Raw genomic sequence first — 17713 nt, forward strand, 5'->3', positions numbered from 1 at the left:
CCTTCAATCTTTCTTCATGGAGCGTCAGGCATGATCGGTGAAATCGACATTCTCGGCGTGTTCGTGCCTGCCGTGCTGGTGCTCATGTTCATCGCCTATCTGCTGAATCTGGCGATCCGCACCGCACTCGCGCGCGTGGGCTTTTATCGGTTCGTGTGGCACCGCTCCGTTTTCGATCTCGGCATCTATGTGGTGGTGCTGGGGCTTGTCGTCGTTGTTTCGCATCGGCTCATTCCGTGAAAAAAACCTGGTTCTCCATCGGGCAAGTCCTGCTCACGCTTATCGTCGTCGCGATTGCCGCGGTCGTGCTGTACAAGCTCGTCGATTACTACATGTTCGCGCCGTGGACGCGCGATGGCCACGTGCGCGCCGACGTCATTCAGGTCGCGCCAGACGTATCGGGCCTCATCACCGATGTGAACGTGATCGACAACCAAGAGGTCAAGGCGGGGCAAGTGCTGTTCATCATCGATCGCGCGCGTTATGAACTCGCGTTGCGCAATGCGCAGGCCGCCGCGCTCCAACGCCGCGCGACGCTCGATCAGGCGCGTCGTGAAGATGCGCGCAATCGCTCGCTCGGCAATCTGGTGGCGCGCGAAGTGACGGAAGAAACGCATTCGCGTGTGGAAACCGCCGCCGCCGCGCTCGCCGATGCAGACGTCGCCATCGACACCGCGAAGCTCAATCTGCAACGCACGACCATCGTGAGTCCTGTGGATGGTTATCTCAACGACCGCGCGCCGCGTGTGGGCGAATATGTGGCGGCGGGCCGTGCGGTGCTGTCCGTGGTCGATATGCATTCGTTTCGCGTCGATGGTTATTTCGAGGAAACCAAGCTCGGCCATATCGACATCGGCCAGCCGGTGGATATCAAGGTGATGGGCGAGCCGGGGCTCTTGCGCGGGCATGTGCAGAGTATCGTTGCGGCGATCGAGGATCGCGACCGTCAGCAAAGTTCGACGTTGTTGCCGAACGTGAACCCTTCGTTTAGCTGGGTGCGGCTGGCGCAGCGCATTCCGGTGCGTGTCGCGCTCGATGAGATTCCGGCGGACTTTCGCATGATCGCGGGGCGCACGGCGACGGTGTCGGTGCGAGGCATCGGGCCATCGCTGGGGGCGCAGCCGGCGTCGGGGACGGTGCCTGCGGCGCCGACTGCGCCTGCATCGCATGTGTCGGGTGCATCGCAATGAAGCGGCGCGCGTTTGCGGTTGCATCGACACTTGCGTTGAGTGCGTGCATGAACGTCGGCCCGAATTACAAGCTGCCCGACAGTGCGATGGTCAACGCGCCCTATGCGAACGGCGCGATCGATGGCGCAAGCGATGCGCCTGTCACGCAGGGCAACGTGCCGGCGAAGTGGTGGCGTCTTTATGACGATCCGGTGGTGAATCAACTCGTGGATCAGGCGCTTGCCTCCAATACCGACTTGCGCGTGGCGGCGGCGAATCTCGCGCGTTCGCGGGCGGAAGTCGAGTTTGCACAGCAGCAAGGCGGCTTTTCCGGGAAGTCATCGGCGTTGTTCGAGCGCGCGCAGGAATCGGCGGAACAGTATCTGTTGACGGAGAAGCTCCCGGTCGCCAACGAAGGTGCGCTCGATCTTTCGATCTCCTACGAACTCGATTTGTTCGGCAAGCTGCGTCGCGGTGTGGAATCCGCCAAGGCCGATGACGATGCCGTACAGGCCGCGAACGATCTTGCGCGCATTACCGTGGTGGCGGATGTCGTGCGCGCGTATGTGGAATCGTGCTCGGCGGGCGAGGAACTGGCGATCGCGCAGCAGTCGCTTTCCTTGCAGAAGCAGCGTGTGGTGTTGTCGCGGCGTCTGCGCGATGCGGGTCGTGGCAACCAGTCCGAAGTCACGCGCGGGCAGACTCAAGCCGATACCTTGGCCGCCGATATTCCGCGTTTTACTGCGCGCAAGCGGGTGGCGCAGTATCGGCTTTCGCAATTGCTGGCGCGGCCGGTTTCTTCTTTGCCCAAGGCGGCGCTTGCTTGCAAGAGTGTGCCTAAGTTGCGGCAGCCGATTCCAGTCGGCGATGGCGCGGGGCTTTTGAAGCGTCGGCCGGATGTGCGGCAGGCTGAGCGGCAACTTGCTGCTTCGACGGCGCGGATTGGGGTGGCTACGGCGGCGCTTTATCCTTCGGTTTCGCTTGGGGCTTCGGTTGGGTCGGTTGGGATTGCTGATGATTTGCTGGGGGCGTCGACTAATCGGTGGGCGTTTGGGCCGCTGATTAGCTGGAGCTTTCCTGTGAATGGGCAAAGGGCGCGTATCGTGCAGGCGGAGGCTTCTTCAAGCGGTGCGCTTGCTCATTTCGATGGGGTGGTATTGAACGCGCTGCGGGAGACTCAAAGCAGTCTTGCCACCTATGCGGGGGATGCCACGCGGGCGGATGCGCTTCGGACGGCTTATCGGTCGGCTGTTCAGTCGGCGGATGAGACGCATCGGCTTTATTCTGCTGGACGCGAGTCGTTTGTTGCTGATCTTGATGCTACGCGGACGCTTACGGGTGTTGCTGCGCAGGTTGCGGCTGCTGAAGGACAGGTTGCGCAGGATCAGGTTACTTTGTTTTTGGCGCTTGGGGGTGGGTGGGAGTAGGTTTGGTTTTGTTGTCGTGCAATGGGCTTCTGCTGTTTGTGTCTTTATTGCAGTAGCCGCCTCCCCGGCGGGGGGGTAACTTTCTTTGCTGCTGCAAAGAAAGTCACCAAAGAAAGCAGCTTTTTACCCCATGCACGATGGCTGGAGAGGGTTGGTCTGGATTAACGATACAGTGGCCGCAATAGGACTTGCCACGCAGAACAAGCCGCTTAGGCAACCTCGCGATGTCGCGCTCGAATCCTTTAGTGTTAGTGGACCGCAGTCATTCCTTCGGCCATGCGCTGCGCGCGCCGAGAACGTAAGAACGGAACCCCGCAGCGTATCAGCGCCCAGTCTCCCCACGCTTCCCCGCTATATCGCTATTCGGCCCTACGTTCGTTAGTGCTCCGACTAAAAATCACACGCCGACGTGACACTAGTTGCCGCGCGGTGCGGTGCGGGTGCCGGTGCGCTTTGACATATCGTGGTCCATGCGGCTTTCGCTGAAGCGCTAACCGAGGTAGGGCCGAATAGCAATCTTGCGGGGACTTGTGAGGTGGCTGGGCACTGATAGGCTGCGGGATTCCGTTCTAAAGCTCTCGGCGCGCGAAGCGCATGGCCGAATGAATGAATGCGGGCCACTTAGACTAGAGAGTTAGAGCGCGTAATCGCCAGGTTGCCTAAGCGGCTCTATAAGTGGAACGTCCTATTGCGGCCACTGCATCCGTTAATCCAGACCAACCCTCTCCAGCCAGCGTGCATGGGGTAAAAAGCTGCTTTCTTTGGTGACTTTCTTTGCAGCAGCAAAGAAAGTTACCCCCCCGCCGGGGAGGCGGCTACTGCAATAAAGACACAAACAGAAGCAACCCTTTGCACGAAAAAACCTCACCCTCCAGAAGACCCCGAAACATCCCCTTTAACCGAAGACCCAAACCGCTCAGGAATCTTCCCTTCAAACGATTTGAGATACCGCGTATAGGCCGCGCTCGCCTGCGCTCCAGGCATCGTCCCCGCCGAGGGAGCAGCAGCAGACCCGTCAGCCTGCATAGAAATCCAGGCCTGCGCCGAATCCCCGACCTGTGGTTCCTCGGCAAATGCACTAGCGCAAACCAATCCACAAACAACAAACGAAACGCTCGATCGCTTCTTCATTACCCAATCCTCAAAAACCAAAAATCCAAACCACATAAAACCTTTATCGGCCCGAAAGCAAAGAAATGAATCAACCCAACCAAGCGCCAGCAAAACCAAAAATCCAAACATCGGCACAAATTACAGCCTAAAGATTCATTTAAGCCTCAACTTTTAATTCAGCGGCCCTAAGGTCCGCGGTATACCGTCCGATAACACGTAGCAAGAAGTACCTCTTACCTGCTCCATTCCCCGGAAAAAAATGTCCGGGTCCAAGCCGGAAAGACAACTTCACCAGAGCTCGATCACGAGCCGAGAGCAGTAGAACCTGAGAGTAAAAGTCCGGGCGTTTATTGGCGTTTTTGCACTTCCAAACACCACCGGGTTCCGTCAACTGAGAGCGTCGGAACACCGTGGCAAATAGGCCAGCAAGCGATTCGGACATCGGATAGCAAATCATTGACCGAGGATCGGAATCATGAAGAACTTCTGCAAACGTTATCTTCTCGACAATCGCGGCATCACGGCCATCGAATACGGCCTGATCGCTGGCGTGCTGGCACTGGGCATCATGACCGCCGTAACGGGCGTCGCCGGCCAGCTCACGACGACCTTTCAGAGTATTACCGCCGCGCTCAAGGCTGCCTGAACGCGCGCGGAATACCGCACATCCGAAGCGACGATAAACCGCGACCACAAGTCGCGGAACGGGCATGTTCGTCCGCGCAACCACGCGGATGCACGCGCCCGCACCGCCATGCTCGCGAGAAATCAACCGGTTTCCAGCACGCATGTGCATTTGCAGTGCCGTGTTTATTTTTCGGCTTCCTGATGGTTTTACCGCGTCGAGGTCGCGGATAAACCATCAATCAAAAACAGATATCTCTGAGAGAGCGTTATGAAGACCTTTATTTTTAATCGCGAAACCATTCGCATGACGGCCACCGCGGCCGCCGTGGCGGCAATGCTCGCACTGGGCGCCTGCGGGGGCTCGGGCGCACTCGGCAAGTCCACGGGCGCGGCCGCGAAATCGGCCAATACCGCGTCGGCCGATACGTCGGGCGACTCGCACACGGCTGTCGGCGCGCGCGACATGGGCATGGGCAGCACCGCCGACGACACCAGCAGCACGGTGAAGGCCGCGACCGGCACCGACGGCGGCGGACTCGTCAGCGTCGATACCGGCGGCGGTGGTGGCGGGCTCGTTCCGCCCACCAAGATCAACGTCGGCGGCAAGACCGCGACGGATGTCGTCGCAACCGTCGTCGACAAGGCCGGCAATCTGGTCACGACCGCAGGCAACACCGTCACCGATGTCGGCACGAATCTCGGCGGCACCAAGATCGCGGGCCTGTCGGACTCCACCACCGGCCAGCTTGGCGGCGTGGTGTCGAACCTGGGCGCGGCGGTCGCGACGCTCGGCAACGGCGTGCAGGACGGTCTCGGCTCGCTCGCGACCAACGCCAACGGCGTCGGCACCACGGTGACGAGCGTGGGCGGCGTCGTGCAGAAAGTCGGCGATGCAGTGACGAGCGCAGGCGGCGTGGTATCGAGCCTGAGCAACGGCGCACTTGCACCGCTGGCCGCGATCACTAATCCGGTGGGCGCACTAGTGAGCGGTCTGGGCACGGGCGTCACGCAAACCGGCACGGGCCTGACGAGCGCGTTGTCCAGCGCACCCGTTCAGCAGTTGACCTCGAACGTGACCACGGCCATCACGCCGATCACGAATCTGGTCGGCACGGCCACGCAAACGGTTGGCTCGGCGACGGGTCTCGGTGCGCCGGTCGCGGGTCTGCTGAACAACGTCGGCTCCGCGCTGGTGGCGGGCGGCGACAAGCTCAGCGCAGCGGCAGGCAGCAGCGCTGCGGGCGCGGGCGTCGGCGCGCTGGTGTCGGGCGTCGGCTCGACGGTCGCGACGGCGGGCACGCTGGTCGGCGGCAAGGCCACGAGCACGCCGGCTGCAGCCACGGGCAGCACGGTCGCAGGCATCACGGCGGCGACCGGCACCACGTCGGTGGCGAGCCTCGTCTCGGGTACGGTCACCGGCGCGGTCAACACCGTGACCGGCGCGGTCGGCGCACTGACGGGTTCGAGCGCGGCCACCACGGCGCTCGCACCGGTGACATCGACGGTCAGCACGGTCACCTCCGGCGTGAAGACCGCGCCGGCGACGACCGCCGCCGCACCGGCCGCGACCACTACCGCGACGACCACGACTGCGGCCCTCACCGGCGGCACGACCGGCGGCACCGGCCTCGTTGGTGGTTTGCTGACCGGCGTGACCTCGGGTTTGAGCGGCGCACTCGCACGCAAGTAAAACCAGTCGAAGCAGTAAAGCCGGGGCAGCCCGCCCCGGCCCGAGCAGCACTTCATCACACAACACAAAGCGAACCTGAGAGAAATGGGCATCTGGAAAACGACCGCGCTGGCCGCCGCCCTCGCCGCGGCGCAACTCGCGCAAGCACAGACGGCACCGCGCACCAGCATCGGCGGGAATCCGCTGGAAGCGCTCCCGCAAGTGAACGCGCCCGCGAAGCCGCCCGCCGTCGAAGTCGAAGTGCAGGCGCCTCAACAACAATTGCAGGCGCTCCTCGCGCGCCACATCACGCCGAAGACGATTCAGCTCGAAGGCGTGAAGTCGCTCAAGTTCGAGGAAGTGGCCAAACGTTTCACACCGTTCGTGGGCAAGGACATCACGGTCGGTCAACTCGTGGATACGGCCAACGGCGTCACCGCGCTCTACAAGGAACGCGGCTACGCGCTGTCGTTCGCCTTCGTGCCCGCGCAGGACTTCGCCAATGGCGTGGTGCGCGTGACGGTGGTCGAAGGCTATGTCAAGGACATCGTCGTCAAAGGCGAGCCGGGCAATCTGGAAAAGCGCATCCGCGCGATCGCGCAGCACATCGCGGCTGACCGGCCATTGCGTCAATCGACCTTCGAGCGCTATGTCAACGTGCTCGGCATGGTGCCGGGCGCGAAGATCGAAGCGACCGTCGCGCCGCCGCAAAACACCGACGGCGCGACCACGCTCGAACTGAACGTCACGCGCAAGCGCTTCAATCTGTCGAGCGGCATCGATCTGAATCATCCGGGCGTGCAGGGCATTTTCAGCGCGACAGAAAACGGCATGCTCGGTCTGGGCGAAACGATCACCGCCTCCGCGCTCGCGCCGAAGGGCCGCAACGACAACAGCTATTACGGCATCAACGCGATGGCCCCGGTCGGCTCGGACGGCTTCGCGCTCAAGGTCGATGCCTCGCATTACTACGGCCATCCGGTGGACAACCCCGGCCTGCCGTCGAACATCGAACGCACGGTGGTCAACGACAAGCTGGCGTTCTCGGGCACGTATCCGTTCCTGCTGAGCAACACGCGCAGCCTGATCGGCACGGCGACGGTCTATGCCACGCACGACGAAGACCGGCTGAAGAACACCGCCATCGACACCATGCCGTATCTCACGCAACGCTCGCAGATTCGCGTGGCGCAGCTCTCGCTGGATTACGTCGGCGTGCAGCCGGAGATGACGCGCCGCGTGAACTTCAACGTGGCGAAAGCGGTGAACACGTTCGGCGCGTCGAAGGCGGCGGAATCGAACGTGGCCGGGCTCGCGCTGACGAACCCGGTCTCGCTCACCTTCTTCCGCAGCGGCGCGACCTACACGCAGACCAACGAATGGCCGTTCAAGATCGGCACGGTCGTCTCGGCAACCGGCCAGTATTCGCCGGATACGTTGCCCACGTCCGAGCAGATCGCGTTCGGTGCGGGACGTTATGCGGCGGGTTATCAGCCGGGCGAAGTATCGGGCGATTCGGGCTGGGGCGCGTCCTTCGAAGTGAACCGTCCGTTGCCGCTCGAATGGACGTATCTGAAGTCGCTCACGCCCTACGCTTCCGTCGATGCCGCGCGCGTCTATCTGCATGGCGGCACGCCGAATCCGCGTCGATTGTCGTCGCTGGGCATCGGTTTTCGTGTGTCGGATGCGAAGCACTACAGCGTCGATCTGTCGGTGGCGCGCGCGGTCGGCGATGCACCGGTCGAAAGCACGAGCCGCAGTCCGCGCGTGAATGCATCGTTCTCGTATCAGTTGAATTGAACGATGTCATCGCCCGATATACGGGGCTTTTACGGCTCTGTTCGAGGTCAAGAGACATGCGTTTGAACCCGTTAAAACGTAGAGGGCAGCGGAGTATCACAACCGCCGCCCGCATGAAAAAAAGAGCACGAGAGATGAAGCGGATTTCGAAGAATCGACGATGGGCCACACGTCTCGCGCACGACGACCAAGGCGTGAGCGCAATGGAATTCGCGATGGTGTTTCCGCTGTTCTTCCTGGTCCTGTACGCGATCGTGACGTATAGCCTGATCTACGTCGCGCAGCAATCGCTCACGTTGACGGCGGAAGAAGGCGCACGCGCGGCGCTGCGTTATCAGGCCGGTTCGACGACGATCGCGCAAGCGCTCGCCGTGCGCGTGTCGGCGACCTGCACGGCGGCGAGCGGCCTGACCGGCTGGCTCGGCGCGCATCAACCGACATGCACCGCGACCGCCGCGTCCTGTTCGTTCGACGCAACCATGCAATGCATCTCCGTGGCGGTGACGTACAACTACGCGGCCTATCCGCTGGTGCCCACGCTGCCGCTTTTGTCGCTCGCACTGCCCACGCAACTGGCCGCGCACGCGACCGTGCAAATCAACCCCAACACGCTGCTCTGACACGCAGCCACGGAGAGAATCAACGTCATGGCGAACGCTTCCCGCCTCTTCGCGCTCGGCCTGTTCGGCGTCGCGGGCCTGCTCGGCCTGTACGCGTTCACGCTCACGCGCGGCACGCCTGCGCCGCAGAACGCGCACGCGCCGATGGCCGCGCCCGCCGCGCCACGGGTGGCGGTGATCGTCGCCGCGCGCGACCTCACGCCGGGCCACGCGCTGGTGGCGGACGATCTCGCCGTCGCCATGCAGGACGCGTTGCCGGCGGGCGGATTTGCTTCGGCATCCGTATTGATCGGACGCTTGCCTGCCGCGCGCATTCCGGCGGGCGGTGCGCTGACCGAAGGCTTGCTCGGCACGGGCATTTCCGCTGCGATCGAACCGGGCGAGCGCGCCATCGCCATTCGCGTGGATGAAAGCAACGCGGTAAGCAATCTCGTGAAGCCGGGCGATGCGGTGGATGTGTTCGTCGTCCTCAAACGCGATTCCGCCGATGGCGAAGTGCCCGCGAGCCACGCGCGTCTGCTGCTGTCGAAAGTGCGCGTGCTCGGTTTCGGCGACAACGTGATCGCGAATGCGGATGCCTCTTCCGCGCCGAAAGCGCCCGGCCAGTCCGGTGCGGCCCGCACGGCGGTGCTCGGCGTGCGCGTGGAAGATGTGGATGCCCTCACGCTCGCCGAAAACAGCGGACGCCTGATGCTCGCGCTGCGCAATCCGTCCGATGGCGACAGCACGCAAGTGAGCGTCGCCACGATCGCGAAGAACCAGTCGCCGGTTGCGCGTGCGGCGGCGGGCGTGTCGCTCGCCACGCTGACGGGCGGCGCATCTGTCAATAACAGCAGCACGCGCAACGGCCCGCTGCCGCCTTCGATGCTCGCCGGCACGCCCATGCTGCCGCCGATGCCCGCGAATACGGGCAGCACGCGCCGCGTGGCGTCGTCGGGCGTGGGCGGCATCGAAGTGATACGCGGCTCGCATAGCGAAAGCGTTTCGAACAACTGATCGCGGCAACCAGACCATGCGCTCCAACTTTTACTTCCGACATTCGCTGCTTGCCGCCACGTGCGTGGTCGCACTGTGCGCGAGCACGCATGCCGATGCGCGCCGCACGCAATCTGCCCCGCAAGCTGAGGCTACGCAGACCGATGTCATCAAACTCACCACCGGCGAACAAAAGCCGCTCGCGCCGGGCAAGACGCTCCGGCGCGTCGCGGTGGGCGATCCGAACGTGGCGGACGTGCTCATCCTCAAGGGCAATGACGGCGTGATGGTGGTCGGCAAGACGCCCGGCGTCACCGATGTCATGTTGTGGGAACCGAACACGCGCACGCCGTCCAAATGGCGCATCGAAGTCTGCGCGCCCGCGACCGCCGCGCTCACCGACGCCTCCACGCCCAGCGTGAAGACGCTCGGCAACACCGCGCTGATCGAAGGCTCGGCGCCGACGATGGAAGCGCACGAGCGCGCGGTGGCGGCGGCGAAGGCATCGGCGGGCAAGGACGGTTCGATCGTCGATGCTTCGACCGTCGCGACAAAAAGCGTCGTGCAGGTCGATGTGAAAGTGGTCGAATTCAGCAAGGCCGTGCTCAAACAGGCGGGTTTCAATCTGTTCTCGCAGAACAATGCGGGCTTCGCGTTCGGCACCTTCGCACCGAGCGCGCTCGGCAGCGCCTCGCGCAATTCGAACGGCACGCTCGATGTGCAATCGACCTCGCCCATCGGCGCGGCCTTCAATCTGCTGCTGAACTCCAGTTCGCACGGCTTGTTCGCCAATCTGAGCCTTCTGGAAGGCAACAATCTCGCGCGCGTGCTCGCGCAGCCGACGCTGGTCGCGCTGTCGGGACAAAGCGCGAACTTCCTCGCAGGCGGCGAGATTCCGGTGCCGGTGCCGCAATCGCTCGGCACGACGACCATCGTGTACAAGCCGTATGGCGTGGGTCTGACGTTGACGCCAACGGTGCTCGGGCCGCATCGGATCGCGCTGAAGGTCGCGCCGGAAGCGAGCCAGTTGGACTTCGCCCACGCCATCACGCTCGATGGCGTATCGGTGCCCGCGCTCACCACGCGCCGCGCGGAAACCACCGTCGAACTGGGCGATGGCGAGAGCTTCGTGATCGGCGGACTCGTGGATCGCGAGACCGCCTCGAACGTCAACAAGGTGCCGTTTCTCGGCGATTTGCCGATCATCGGCACCTTCTTCAAGACCTTGCAGTATTCGCAGACGGACCGCGAACTCGTGATTCTGGTGACGCCGCATCTGGTCGCGCCGATTGCGAAGGGCGCGTCCCTGCCGCCGCTGCCGGGCGCGCAATCCGAACAGCGCGACGGGCCCGTCTGGCGCTCGTTCGCGGCGGGCGCGGCATCAAACGACGACGCACCGGGATTCTCCAAATGAGCACAGTGAGCCAGGCACCCGGCATTGTCCGTGAGCAGGAAGAGCGGACATGTTTTCTCTGCGCAAGCGCGCAGCCTTCGCGGATCGCGCGGCTTTCGTCGGCGTTGGCGGCAACGGGCAGCGTGACGCCCGCGCCGCTCGATATCGCGCCGCTCTTGCAACAGATCGCGGCGGCGCATCCCGCGCTGCTGTTCCTCGATTTCGATGCCGCCGTGGATTCGCCCGGCATCGCGCAGGCCGTGCGTCGTGCTTATCCGGCGCTGCCGATCGTCGCGCTCGGCTCGGAAGCGGCCGGTGATGTCGCGCTGACCGCCATGCGTGCCGGGGCGCGCGATCTGCTCGATATCGAGCCGCAAGGGGCCGCGCCCGAAGCCATGCATATCGCAGCCGTGCGCGCGCTGGATCGCGTGAGCCGGTTGATCGCCGAACCCGTCGCGGCGCAAACGCCTGCGCGGCGCGGCAAGCTCATCGTGTTGCTCGGCGCGCGTGCCGGTGCGGGCGCGAGCACGCTGGCGGCGAATCTCTCCGTGCTGCTGCAAAAGCGCCTCACCAAACGCAGCACCGGCAACGAAGGCGCGGCACTGCTCGATCTCGGCCTGCCCGCCGCCGACAGCACGCTCCTGCTCGACACCCCGAGCGAACTGCATTTCCACGATGCCGTGCGCAACCTGCGCCGCTTCGATCAAACTTTCGTACACACCGCGTTCGCGCGCCACACCAGCGGCCTTGCATTGATGACGCTGCCCGCCGATCTCGCGGAAATGCGCACGATCTCCTACGCCGCCGCCGTGCGCACGCTCGATGCCTTGCGCGCGTTCTTCGACTATCAGATCGTCGATCTCGGCGGCTTCTCGAACATGGAGTTCGTGAGCCATGTCGTCGATGCCGCCGACACCGTGTGGCTCGTCTGCGATGCGAACGTGGCCTCGGCCGTGTCCGCGGCAAGCCTGTGCAAGTCGCTCGATGCCGCGCACGACGAGCACGCAAGCAGCCGCCGCAAGCCCGAACTGATCGTCAACAAGTACGACCCGACCGGCCATCTCGCGGCGGAAGCGCTGGCTTCGCGTCTGGACCTCGCGCTCGCCGCCGTGCTGCCCGCGCGCGCGCAGACGCTCAATCGCGCGGTCAACCAAGGCCAGCTTCTGAGCGATGCCGAACCGAACGATCCCTACGTGCGCGCCGTCGATGCACTCGCCGCGCAGATCATCGGCGACTCAGCTTCCGCTTCCGGCAATGCGATGCGCTCAGGCCTCGCGCGCCTCTCCGGCAAACTTTTCAAGCGAGGCTGATCGATGAGCGCCGACTTCGCCTACGACGTCTCCTTCGCCAGCGACGCGCAAACCGACAGCGTCGCGTTCGCGCATTCGCAGCAGTATCAGGACGTGGCGAGCGCCGCGCACGAACACTTGCTCACGCGCATCGAGGAACTCGGCGCGGAGTTCGGGCGCTGGTCGCGTCAGGCCATCCAGCAGTTCGTCGATCTGGAGATGGACAGCTTCGTGCGCTTGCGCCGCGTGCCGTTGAACGAAAGCGAAGTGCGTCTGGTCGCGGCGGCGTTGACGAAGGAACTGGCCGGTTTCGGTCCGCTGGAAGACCTGCTTTCCGATGCCGCCGTCGAGGATATTCTCGTCAACGGTTACAGCGATATTTATGTGTCGCGTCACGGCATGCTGGAAAAAAGCCCGGTGCGATTTGCGGACAACGCGCATTTGCTGCGGATCGTGCGGCGCATTCTCGCGCCCATCGGGCGCCGTCTGGATGAATCCAATCCGATGGTCGATGCGCGTCTGCCCGATGGCGGACGGCTCAACGCGGTGATCGAGCCGCTGTCCATCGACGGTCCCGTGATTTCGATCCGCAAATTCCGCAAGGAACCGCTGCGCCCCGACGATCTGCTGGCCAATGGCACGTTCGATCGCGATATCGCGAACATACTCGAAGCGGCGGTCGAAGGACGCTGCAATATTCTCGTGTCGGGCGGCACGAGTTCGGGCAAGACGTCCTTGCTGAACGCGCTTGCGTTCTATATTCCGAAACGTGAACGCGTGGTGACGATCGAAGACACGGCGGAGCTTTCGCTGAACCATCCGCATGTGGTGCGGCTCGAAAGCCGTCCAGGCGGCTTCGATGGCGCGGGCGTGGTGTCCATCCGCGATCTCTTGCGCAACACCTTGCGGATGCGGCCGGACCGCATCATCGTGGGAGAAGTGCGCGGCGGCGAAGTGCTCGAAATGCTTCAGGCGATGAACACCGGCCACGATGGCTCGATGGGCACGGTGCACGCCAGTTCGCCACGCGAATGCCTTTACCGTCTTGAGATGCTCGCGGGTTTCGCGGGCTTTCAGGGCACCGAATCGAGCCTGCGTCGGCAGATTGCCAACGCAATCGACTTCATCGTGCAGATCGGGCGTTTGCCCAACGGACGACGCCGCATTACTTCGGTTACCGAAGTAACCGGCATGTCGGACGATATCATCGCGACGCAAGAGTTGTTTCGCCACGAGACGCATACCGCGCCGGATGGAGAAGAAACGGATCGCTGGGCCTCGCTCGGCATTCATCCGAATTCGCCGAAGCTCGCGAAGTTCCGCCAGACGCTCGTCGGCACCGCGATGCAGGACGACTTCACCGCGCCACGCGGACGCTTCGATTTCGGCGGAGGCTTCGGTGTCTAGCGGCATCGCGTTCGTGTGCATGGTGGCCGTGCTGTGCGGCGCGAGCGGCGTGCTCGTCTGGAGCCGCGCGGCCGCGAAACGCGATACGTTGCTCGCGGAACGCTTCTTCGCGCGTCAGATGGATGCCGCCGGCACGCGCACGATCACGGAGCCGATGGAAGCGCGCGTCGCGCGTTCGCAGCAGCGCCGCGCGCAACGGCAAGCGGCTGAGGCGAACCGCGAACGTGCGCAACCGTGGCGCGCGCTGTCGAATCTCGTCGTTGAAATCGAGAGCCTCATGCGCCGCGCGGATGTGCGCAAGCCGCGTCGGGCCATCACGGTCTGGGCCATGCTGACCGGCGTCCTCGCGCTGGTCGGCGCGACGCGTGTCGGTGTCGCGATGGCGCCCGCTGCCATCGTGGTCGGCGTGCTGTGCTTCTATGCGCTGCTCAACTGGCGCGCGCAGAAGCGCAATCAGCGCATCGTGCGGCAATTGCCTTCGTTTCTGGACAGCATCGTGCGGATGGTCGCCATCGGCAACAGCGTTCCGGCTGCCCTGCTCGCGGCGTGTGGAAGCGCGGAAGCGCCCCTGCGCGAATGTCTCGACGATGTGTTGCCGCGCCTGCGCACGGGCGTGGATGTGGATCAGGCGCTGGCGAGCACGGCGCGTATCTATCGCGTGCGCGAGTTCGAACTGATCGGCGCGGTGTTGCGCATCTCCACGAAATTCGGCGGACGCTCGGATGTCATGCTCGACCGCATGGCGTCGTTCATGCGCGACATGGAGCAGGCGGATCGCGAACTGGTCGCGCTGTCGACGGAAACGCGGCTCTCGTCGTGGGTGCTCGGCTTGTTGCCGGTGGTGCTGGGGGTGGGTGTCATCGTCATCAGCCCGAGTTATTTCCAGACGATGTGGGGCGATGCGCTCGGCAAGAACCTCGTGTATGGCGCGTTCGGGCTGCAAGCACTCGGCGCGTATCTGTTGTATCGCCTTGCGCGTCTGAGATAACGGGGAACACGTCATGCCACTCGAATTCGCAATCGCATTTGCAGCACTCGCCATGGCGCTCGGCTGTGTGTTGATGGGCGCAAGTTCGATGACGCACGCACGCCGCGCGCGCATTGCGTCGACCATTCTCGAACGTGCGCTCGATGGAAAGGCCACGAACGAAGCATCCGTCGCCGATAAGCCGAAGCGCACCGGTCTGTTTCGACGCACCGACAAGGTGAGCGTGAAGTGGCTCGACACGCGTCTGGGCAAGATGATCGTCGCGGAAGAAGACGCGCGCCTGCTGGAGCGCAGCGGCTTCACCGATGCTAGCACCCGCGCCCGCTTTCTGACGGCGCGGATTGCAGGCGCGGTGCTGCTGCCTTCTATCGCCGTGTTCGCCACGCACGGCGACACGCACGGCATGCGCTTCTCGTTCATTCTGTTCGGCGCGCTGGTGTCGGGATTCATGGGACCGAAGTGGATCGTGCGCCAGAAAGCCACTGCGCGGCGGCGCGCGGTGATCGGCGAATTGCCGATGTTCGTCGACTTGCTGCGCATTTTGCAGGGCGTGGGACTGTCGCTCGATCAGAGCTTGCATATCATCGTCAGCGACTTTCCGGTGGTGTTGCCGGTGCTGGCGCACGAACTCGCAATCGCGCAGGCGCAATACGCCACGGGCCGCACGCGCGAACAGGCGTTGAAGCGGCTGGCCTCGCTTTATGAATGCGATGACCTTTCCGCCGTGCTACGTCTTGTCGTGCAGATCGATCAGCACGGCGGCGCGGTGCAAGAACCCTTGCGTCAATTCGGCGACCGCTTGCGTGAAGTGCGCCGCGTGGAATTGCGCGAACGCATTGGCAAGCTGACCGTGAAGATGACCGGCGTGATGGTGGTGACGCTCCTGCCCGCGCTGCTCATCATGACTGCGGGGCCGGGCTTCATCGCCGTGTTTCATTCGCTCGGCGGCCTGCATAAATGAGCTTCAACCTATCTTGATGACGAGACGTATCATGAAATCTACGACGAACTTTGTCTGCGCGCGCGTCGCGTTGCTTTTGCTGTGCACGACGCTCGGCGCGTGCGGCGCGTTGAGCAAGCAGGACCGTGGCTACGGTCTCGGGCCGCAGGCGGAACAAGAAGCCGCGTTGGACCGCAGCAGCCGCGAAGCTGCGTTGCCCGATTCGCCGGGCATGTACCTCGCGCTGATCGACAAGATGCAGTCGGAGGGCATGTATTACGCATCGCTCGCGCATATCGACGCTTATGAAAAGCGCTACGGCACGTCGCCCGATTCCACGTTGCGCCGCGCCGATGCACTGCGTCAGACGGATCAGGCCGCCGCCAGTCATACGGCATACGAAGCATTGCTGAAGACGAAGCTCGCGGCACGCGGGTATCGCGGCCTCGGTCTGCTGTCGGGACAGTCAAACAATTTCGACGATGCCGCGCGCCAGTTCCGTCAAGCGTCCGAACTCGAACCCACCGATGCGCTCATTCTTTCCGATCTCGGCTATGCGTTGCTTCGCGCAGGCAATGTGGACGATGCACGCGTGCCGCTCATGAAGGCATCGGAACTGGCGCGCGGCAATGTGAAGGTTCAGAAGAACGTGGTGCTGTATCTGCTTTCGAGCGGGCAGACCGAGCTTGCGCAGGAGATCATCGCGCGGGAGAAGTTTTCGGCGGAGACGCAGCATGCGCTCGATAACAGCGTGAAGCAGGTACAGGATGCCGCGAGGGCACGTGTAGCGCCGAGCAAGGTGGAAGCGGTGGCGAGCGCTGCGCCGGAGCCTTCGACATGGCGGCATTTTCTGGACGCGGCAAAGTCGTTTGCAGCGGCGAACACCGCGCCCTAAATCTGAGGCATGAGACTTGCGGCATTGCTCGTCCAACGTACGCGCCGGGAGCAATCCATGTATATCGTCTGCCACATGATGTCATCGGTCGATGGCCGCAGCCTGACCGACAACTGGAATCTCGATTTCGCCTCGCCTTGTTATGAAGAAACCGCCGCTTCCTTCGAAGCGAATGCGTGGGCGTGCGGACGGGTGACCATGCAGGAAATATCGCATGGCAAGGACTATCCGCGCGGTCTTGCCAAAGGCCCAGTCCCGCGTACCGATCACTTCGCCAAGCGCGACGCAAGTCAATACGCCATCTCAATCGATCCGCGCGGCAAGGTCGCGTGGAAAAGCGACACCGCGCTTGAATCGCATATCGTCGAAGTCGTCGCCGAGAATGTTGATGACGATTATCTTGCGTATCTGCAATCTATCGGCGTTTCGTATGTATTCGGCGGAAAGGAAGATATCGAACTCGCGCGTGTGGTCGAAACACTCGAACGCGAACTCAAGATCGAGAAGCTGATCGTGGAAGGCGGCGGCCACGTGTCGGGCGCGTTCGTCAATGCAGGGCTCGCGGATGAAGTCAGCGTGCTGCTCGTGCCCTTGGTCGATGGACGCGAGGCGCATACGTCATCGTTCGAAGTGAGCATGGACGAATGGAAGAAGCCTGCGTATCTCAAGCTCGAATCCGTCGAAAAGCTCGAACATGATGTGGTGTGGGTGCGATATCGCCGCGCCTGATTATTTGCGCTCGTAGGTTGCGAGGAACATATCTGCCGCTGCTTCCGCCACCTTCTTTTGCTCGCGTTTGCTGAGTGGCGGTTGTCCCATGGTGATCTGCGGCCAGAACGCGAAGCCCTTCACCAGACCGTGCATCTGTTGCGCGGCGAACGCTACGTCTGTGAGTGTGAGACGGCGATCGGCCTTTGCCGCGCGAATCCATATCGACAGATCCTCCTCACGTTCAGCCAGACGCGCGACCGTATCGCGTGCGCGCTCGGGCGAATGCATGCCCGCCGCAATCGCCACGCGCGCCAGCGCCAGCGAGTTCTTGTCGTTCAGGATGCTTAACTTTCTCATGAGCACGTCGATCAACTGCGCGCGCAAGGGTTCGTCGCGGCGGTAGACAGGTGTGTCTACCGCGCGGCTCGCATCCCACAATGCATGCAGGATTTCCGCGAATAAAACTTCCTTGCTCGAAAAATGGTTGTAGACGGTGCGCTTGGATACTTCTGCGCGCGCCGCGATGCGGTCCATGCTGGTTGCATCGAAACCGGACGCAATGAATTCTTCCACGGCCGCGTTAATGATCGCGGCACGCTTACGGTCTGTCAGGCGTTGCGGTGAAGTCTCTGTGTTCATTCTGAGATTTTACACTGACCGGTTTACTTCTTTCTCGAAAATAAACTACAC

The 17713-nt window shown here is 63.0% G+C and carries 17 protein-coding genes; 15 read left to right on the forward strand and 2 right to left on the reverse strand.

The genetic code is table 11. The features are described from left to right. Positions 1 to 30: 30 nt before the first annotated feature. The 3 genes from ACZCWR_RS24095 to ACZCWR_RS24105 are packed head-to-tail and all read left to right on the forward strand — an operon-like array spanning position 31 to position 2596. Positions 31 to 240: a DUF1656 domain-containing protein gene (locus ACZCWR_RS24095; protein ID WP_487305563.1), complete on the forward strand. Its 210-nt coding sequence runs from the start codon at positions 31 to 33 to the stop codon at positions 238 to 240. Beyond that, the gene (locus tag ACZCWR_RS24100) at positions 237 to 1190 is read left to right on the forward strand and encodes an efflux RND transporter periplasmic adaptor subunit (RefSeq protein WP_487305564.1); all 954 of its coding nucleotides are present in this window, start codon (positions 237 to 239) and stop codon (positions 1188 to 1190) included. The genes ACZCWR_RS24095 and ACZCWR_RS24100 overlap by 4 nt, the downstream gene beginning before the upstream one ends. Further along, complete coding sequence (locus tag ACZCWR_RS24105; RefSeq protein WP_487305565.1) at positions 1187 to 2596, forward strand: efflux transporter outer membrane subunit; 1410 nt, start codon at positions 1187 to 1189, stop codon at positions 2594 to 2596. The genes ACZCWR_RS24100 and ACZCWR_RS24105 overlap by 4 nt, the downstream gene beginning before the upstream one ends. Before the next feature lie 864 nt (positions 2597 to 3460). On the opposite strand, the gene ACZCWR_RS24110 is transcribed toward ACZCWR_RS24105, so the two are convergent. Further along, positions 3461 to 3838, reverse strand: coding sequence for a DUF3613 domain-containing protein (locus tag ACZCWR_RS24110; RefSeq protein ID WP_487306132.1), 378 nt, complete (start codon positions 3836 to 3838; stop codon positions 3461 to 3463). A gap of 346 nt (positions 3839 to 4184) precedes the next feature. Between ACZCWR_RS24110 and ACZCWR_RS24115 the strand changes: the two genes are divergently transcribed. From ACZCWR_RS24115 to ACZCWR_RS24170, 12 genes are all read left to right on the forward strand, one after another. After that, positions 4185 to 4355 (forward strand): Flp family type IVb pilin, encoded by a 171-nt coding sequence (locus tag ACZCWR_RS24115; protein WP_487305566.1) that lies wholly within the window; start codon positions 4185 to 4187, stop codon positions 4353 to 4355. Between the two features lie 249 nt (positions 4356 to 4604). Further along, positions 4605 to 6026: a collagen-like triple helix repeat-containing protein gene (locus tag ACZCWR_RS24120; RefSeq protein ID WP_487305567.1), complete on the forward strand. Its 1422-nt coding sequence runs from the start codon at positions 4605 to 4607 to the stop codon at positions 6024 to 6026. A gap of 84 nt (positions 6027 to 6110) precedes the next feature. Continuing rightward, on the forward strand, positions 6111 to 7805 hold the full coding sequence (locus ACZCWR_RS24125; protein WP_487305568.1) for a ShlB/FhaC/HecB family hemolysin secretion/activation protein: 1695 nt from the start codon (positions 6111 to 6113) through the stop codon (positions 7803 to 7805). A 134-nt stretch (positions 7806 to 7939) separates the two neighbouring features. Next, positions 7940 to 8425: a TadE/TadG family type IV pilus assembly protein gene (locus tag ACZCWR_RS24130; RefSeq protein ID WP_487305569.1), complete on the forward strand. Its 486-nt coding sequence runs from the start codon at positions 7940 to 7942 to the stop codon at positions 8423 to 8425. 27 nt (positions 8426 to 8452) lie between these two features. Further along, entirely contained in the window at positions 8453 to 9421 is a 969-nt protein-coding gene (cpaB, locus tag ACZCWR_RS24135; protein WP_487305570.1) for a Flp pilus assembly protein CpaB, read from the forward strand. A 16-nt stretch (positions 9422 to 9437) separates the two neighbouring features. After that, positions 9438 to 10814, forward strand: a complete 1377-nt coding sequence (locus ACZCWR_RS24140; protein ID WP_487305571.1) for a type II and III secretion system protein family protein — start codon at positions 9438 to 9440, stop codon at positions 10812 to 10814. After that, on the forward strand, positions 10811 to 12103 hold the full coding sequence (locus ACZCWR_RS24145) for a CpaE/TadZ family protein (RefSeq protein ID WP_487305572.1): 1293 nt from the start codon (positions 10811 to 10813) through the stop codon (positions 12101 to 12103). Before ACZCWR_RS24140 ends, ACZCWR_RS24145 begins: the two co-directional genes overlap by 4 nt. 3 nt (positions 12104 to 12106) lie before the next feature. Beyond that, entirely contained in the window at positions 12107 to 13489 is a 1383-nt protein-coding gene (locus tag ACZCWR_RS24150; protein ID WP_487305573.1) for a TadA family conjugal transfer-associated ATPase, read from the forward strand. Continuing rightward, positions 13482 to 14477 (forward strand): type II secretion system F family protein, encoded by a 996-nt coding sequence (locus ACZCWR_RS24155; RefSeq protein WP_487305574.1) that lies wholly within the window; start codon positions 13482 to 13484, stop codon positions 14475 to 14477. Before ACZCWR_RS24150 ends, ACZCWR_RS24155 begins: the two co-directional genes overlap by 8 nt. Before the next feature lie 13 nt (positions 14478 to 14490). Further along, positions 14491 to 15438, forward strand: coding sequence for a type II secretion system F family protein (locus ACZCWR_RS24160; RefSeq protein WP_487305575.1), 948 nt, complete (start codon positions 14491 to 14493; stop codon positions 15436 to 15438). A gap of 31 nt (positions 15439 to 15469) precedes the next feature. Continuing rightward, the gene (locus ACZCWR_RS24165; RefSeq protein WP_487305576.1) at positions 15470 to 16312 is read left to right on the forward strand and encodes a tetratricopeptide repeat protein; all 843 of its coding nucleotides are present in this window, start codon (positions 15470 to 15472) and stop codon (positions 16310 to 16312) included. A gap of 57 nt (positions 16313 to 16369) precedes the next feature. Then, complete coding sequence (locus ACZCWR_RS24170) at positions 16370 to 17041, forward strand: dihydrofolate reductase family protein (RefSeq protein ID WP_487305577.1); 672 nt, start codon at positions 16370 to 16372, stop codon at positions 17039 to 17041. Here the strand turns inward: ACZCWR_RS24170 and ACZCWR_RS24175 are convergent, their stop codons facing one another. Then, positions 17042 to 17662 carry a TetR/AcrR family transcriptional regulator gene (locus ACZCWR_RS24175; protein ID WP_487305578.1) on the reverse strand — a complete coding sequence of 207 codons (621 nt, stop codon included), beginning with the start codon at positions 17660 to 17662 and terminating at the stop codon, positions 17042 to 17044. Between the last annotated feature and the right edge of the window lie 51 nt (positions 17663 to 17713).

The sequence above is a fragment of the Caballeronia sp. A2-2 genome, from assembly GCF_057612605.2.

Bases quoted from the DNA above. Each gene is read 5' to 3' on its own strand.
- ACZCWR_RS24145 (WP_487305572.1), top strand. From the start codon at position 10,811: ATGAGCACAGTGAGCCAGGCACCCGGCATTGTCCGTGAGCAGGAAGAG.
- ACZCWR_RS24165 (WP_487305576.1), top strand. From the start codon at position 15,470: ATGAAATCTACGACGAACTTTGTCTGCGCGCGCGTCGCGTTGCTTTTG.
- ACZCWR_RS24095 (WP_487305563.1), top strand. From the start codon at position 31: ATGATCGGTGAAATCGACATTCTCGGCGTGTTCGTGCCTGCCGTGCTG.
- ACZCWR_RS24110 (WP_487306132.1), bottom strand. From the start codon at position 3,838: ATGTTTGGATTTTTGGTTTTGCTGGCGCTTGGTTGGGTTGATTCATTT.
- ACZCWR_RS24125 (WP_487305568.1), top strand. From the start codon at position 6,111: ATGGGCATCTGGAAAACGACCGCGCTGGCCGCCGCCCTCGCCGCGGCG.
- ACZCWR_RS24105 (WP_487305565.1), top strand. From the start codon at position 1,187: ATGAAGCGGCGCGCGTTTGCGGTTGCATCGACACTTGCGTTGAGTGCG.
- ACZCWR_RS24150 (WP_487305573.1), top strand. From the start codon at position 12,107: ATGAGCGCCGACTTCGCCTACGACGTCTCCTTCGCCAGCGACGCGCAA.
- ACZCWR_RS24175 (WP_487305578.1), bottom strand. From the start codon at position 17,662: ATGAACACAGAGACTTCACCGCAACGCCTGACAGACCGTAAGCGTGCC.
- ACZCWR_RS24130 (WP_487305569.1), top strand. From the start codon at position 7,940: ATGAAGCGGATTTCGAAGAATCGACGATGGGCCACACGTCTCGCGCAC.
- ACZCWR_RS24115 (WP_487305566.1), top strand. From the start codon at position 4,185: ATGAAGAACTTCTGCAAACGTTATCTTCTCGACAATCGCGGCATCACG.
- cpaB (WP_487305570.1), top strand. From the start codon at position 8,453: ATGGCGAACGCTTCCCGCCTCTTCGCGCTCGGCCTGTTCGGCGTCGCG.
- ACZCWR_RS24160 (WP_487305575.1), top strand. From the start codon at position 14,491: ATGCCACTCGAATTCGCAATCGCATTTGCAGCACTCGCCATGGCGCTC.
- ACZCWR_RS24120 (WP_487305567.1), top strand. From the start codon at position 4,605: ATGAAGACCTTTATTTTTAATCGCGAAACCATTCGCATGACGGCCACC.
- ACZCWR_RS24170 (WP_487305577.1), top strand. From the start codon at position 16,370: ATGTATATCGTCTGCCACATGATGTCATCGGTCGATGGCCGCAGCCTG.
- ACZCWR_RS24140 (WP_487305571.1), top strand. From the start codon at position 9,438: ATGCGCTCCAACTTTTACTTCCGACATTCGCTGCTTGCCGCCACGTGC.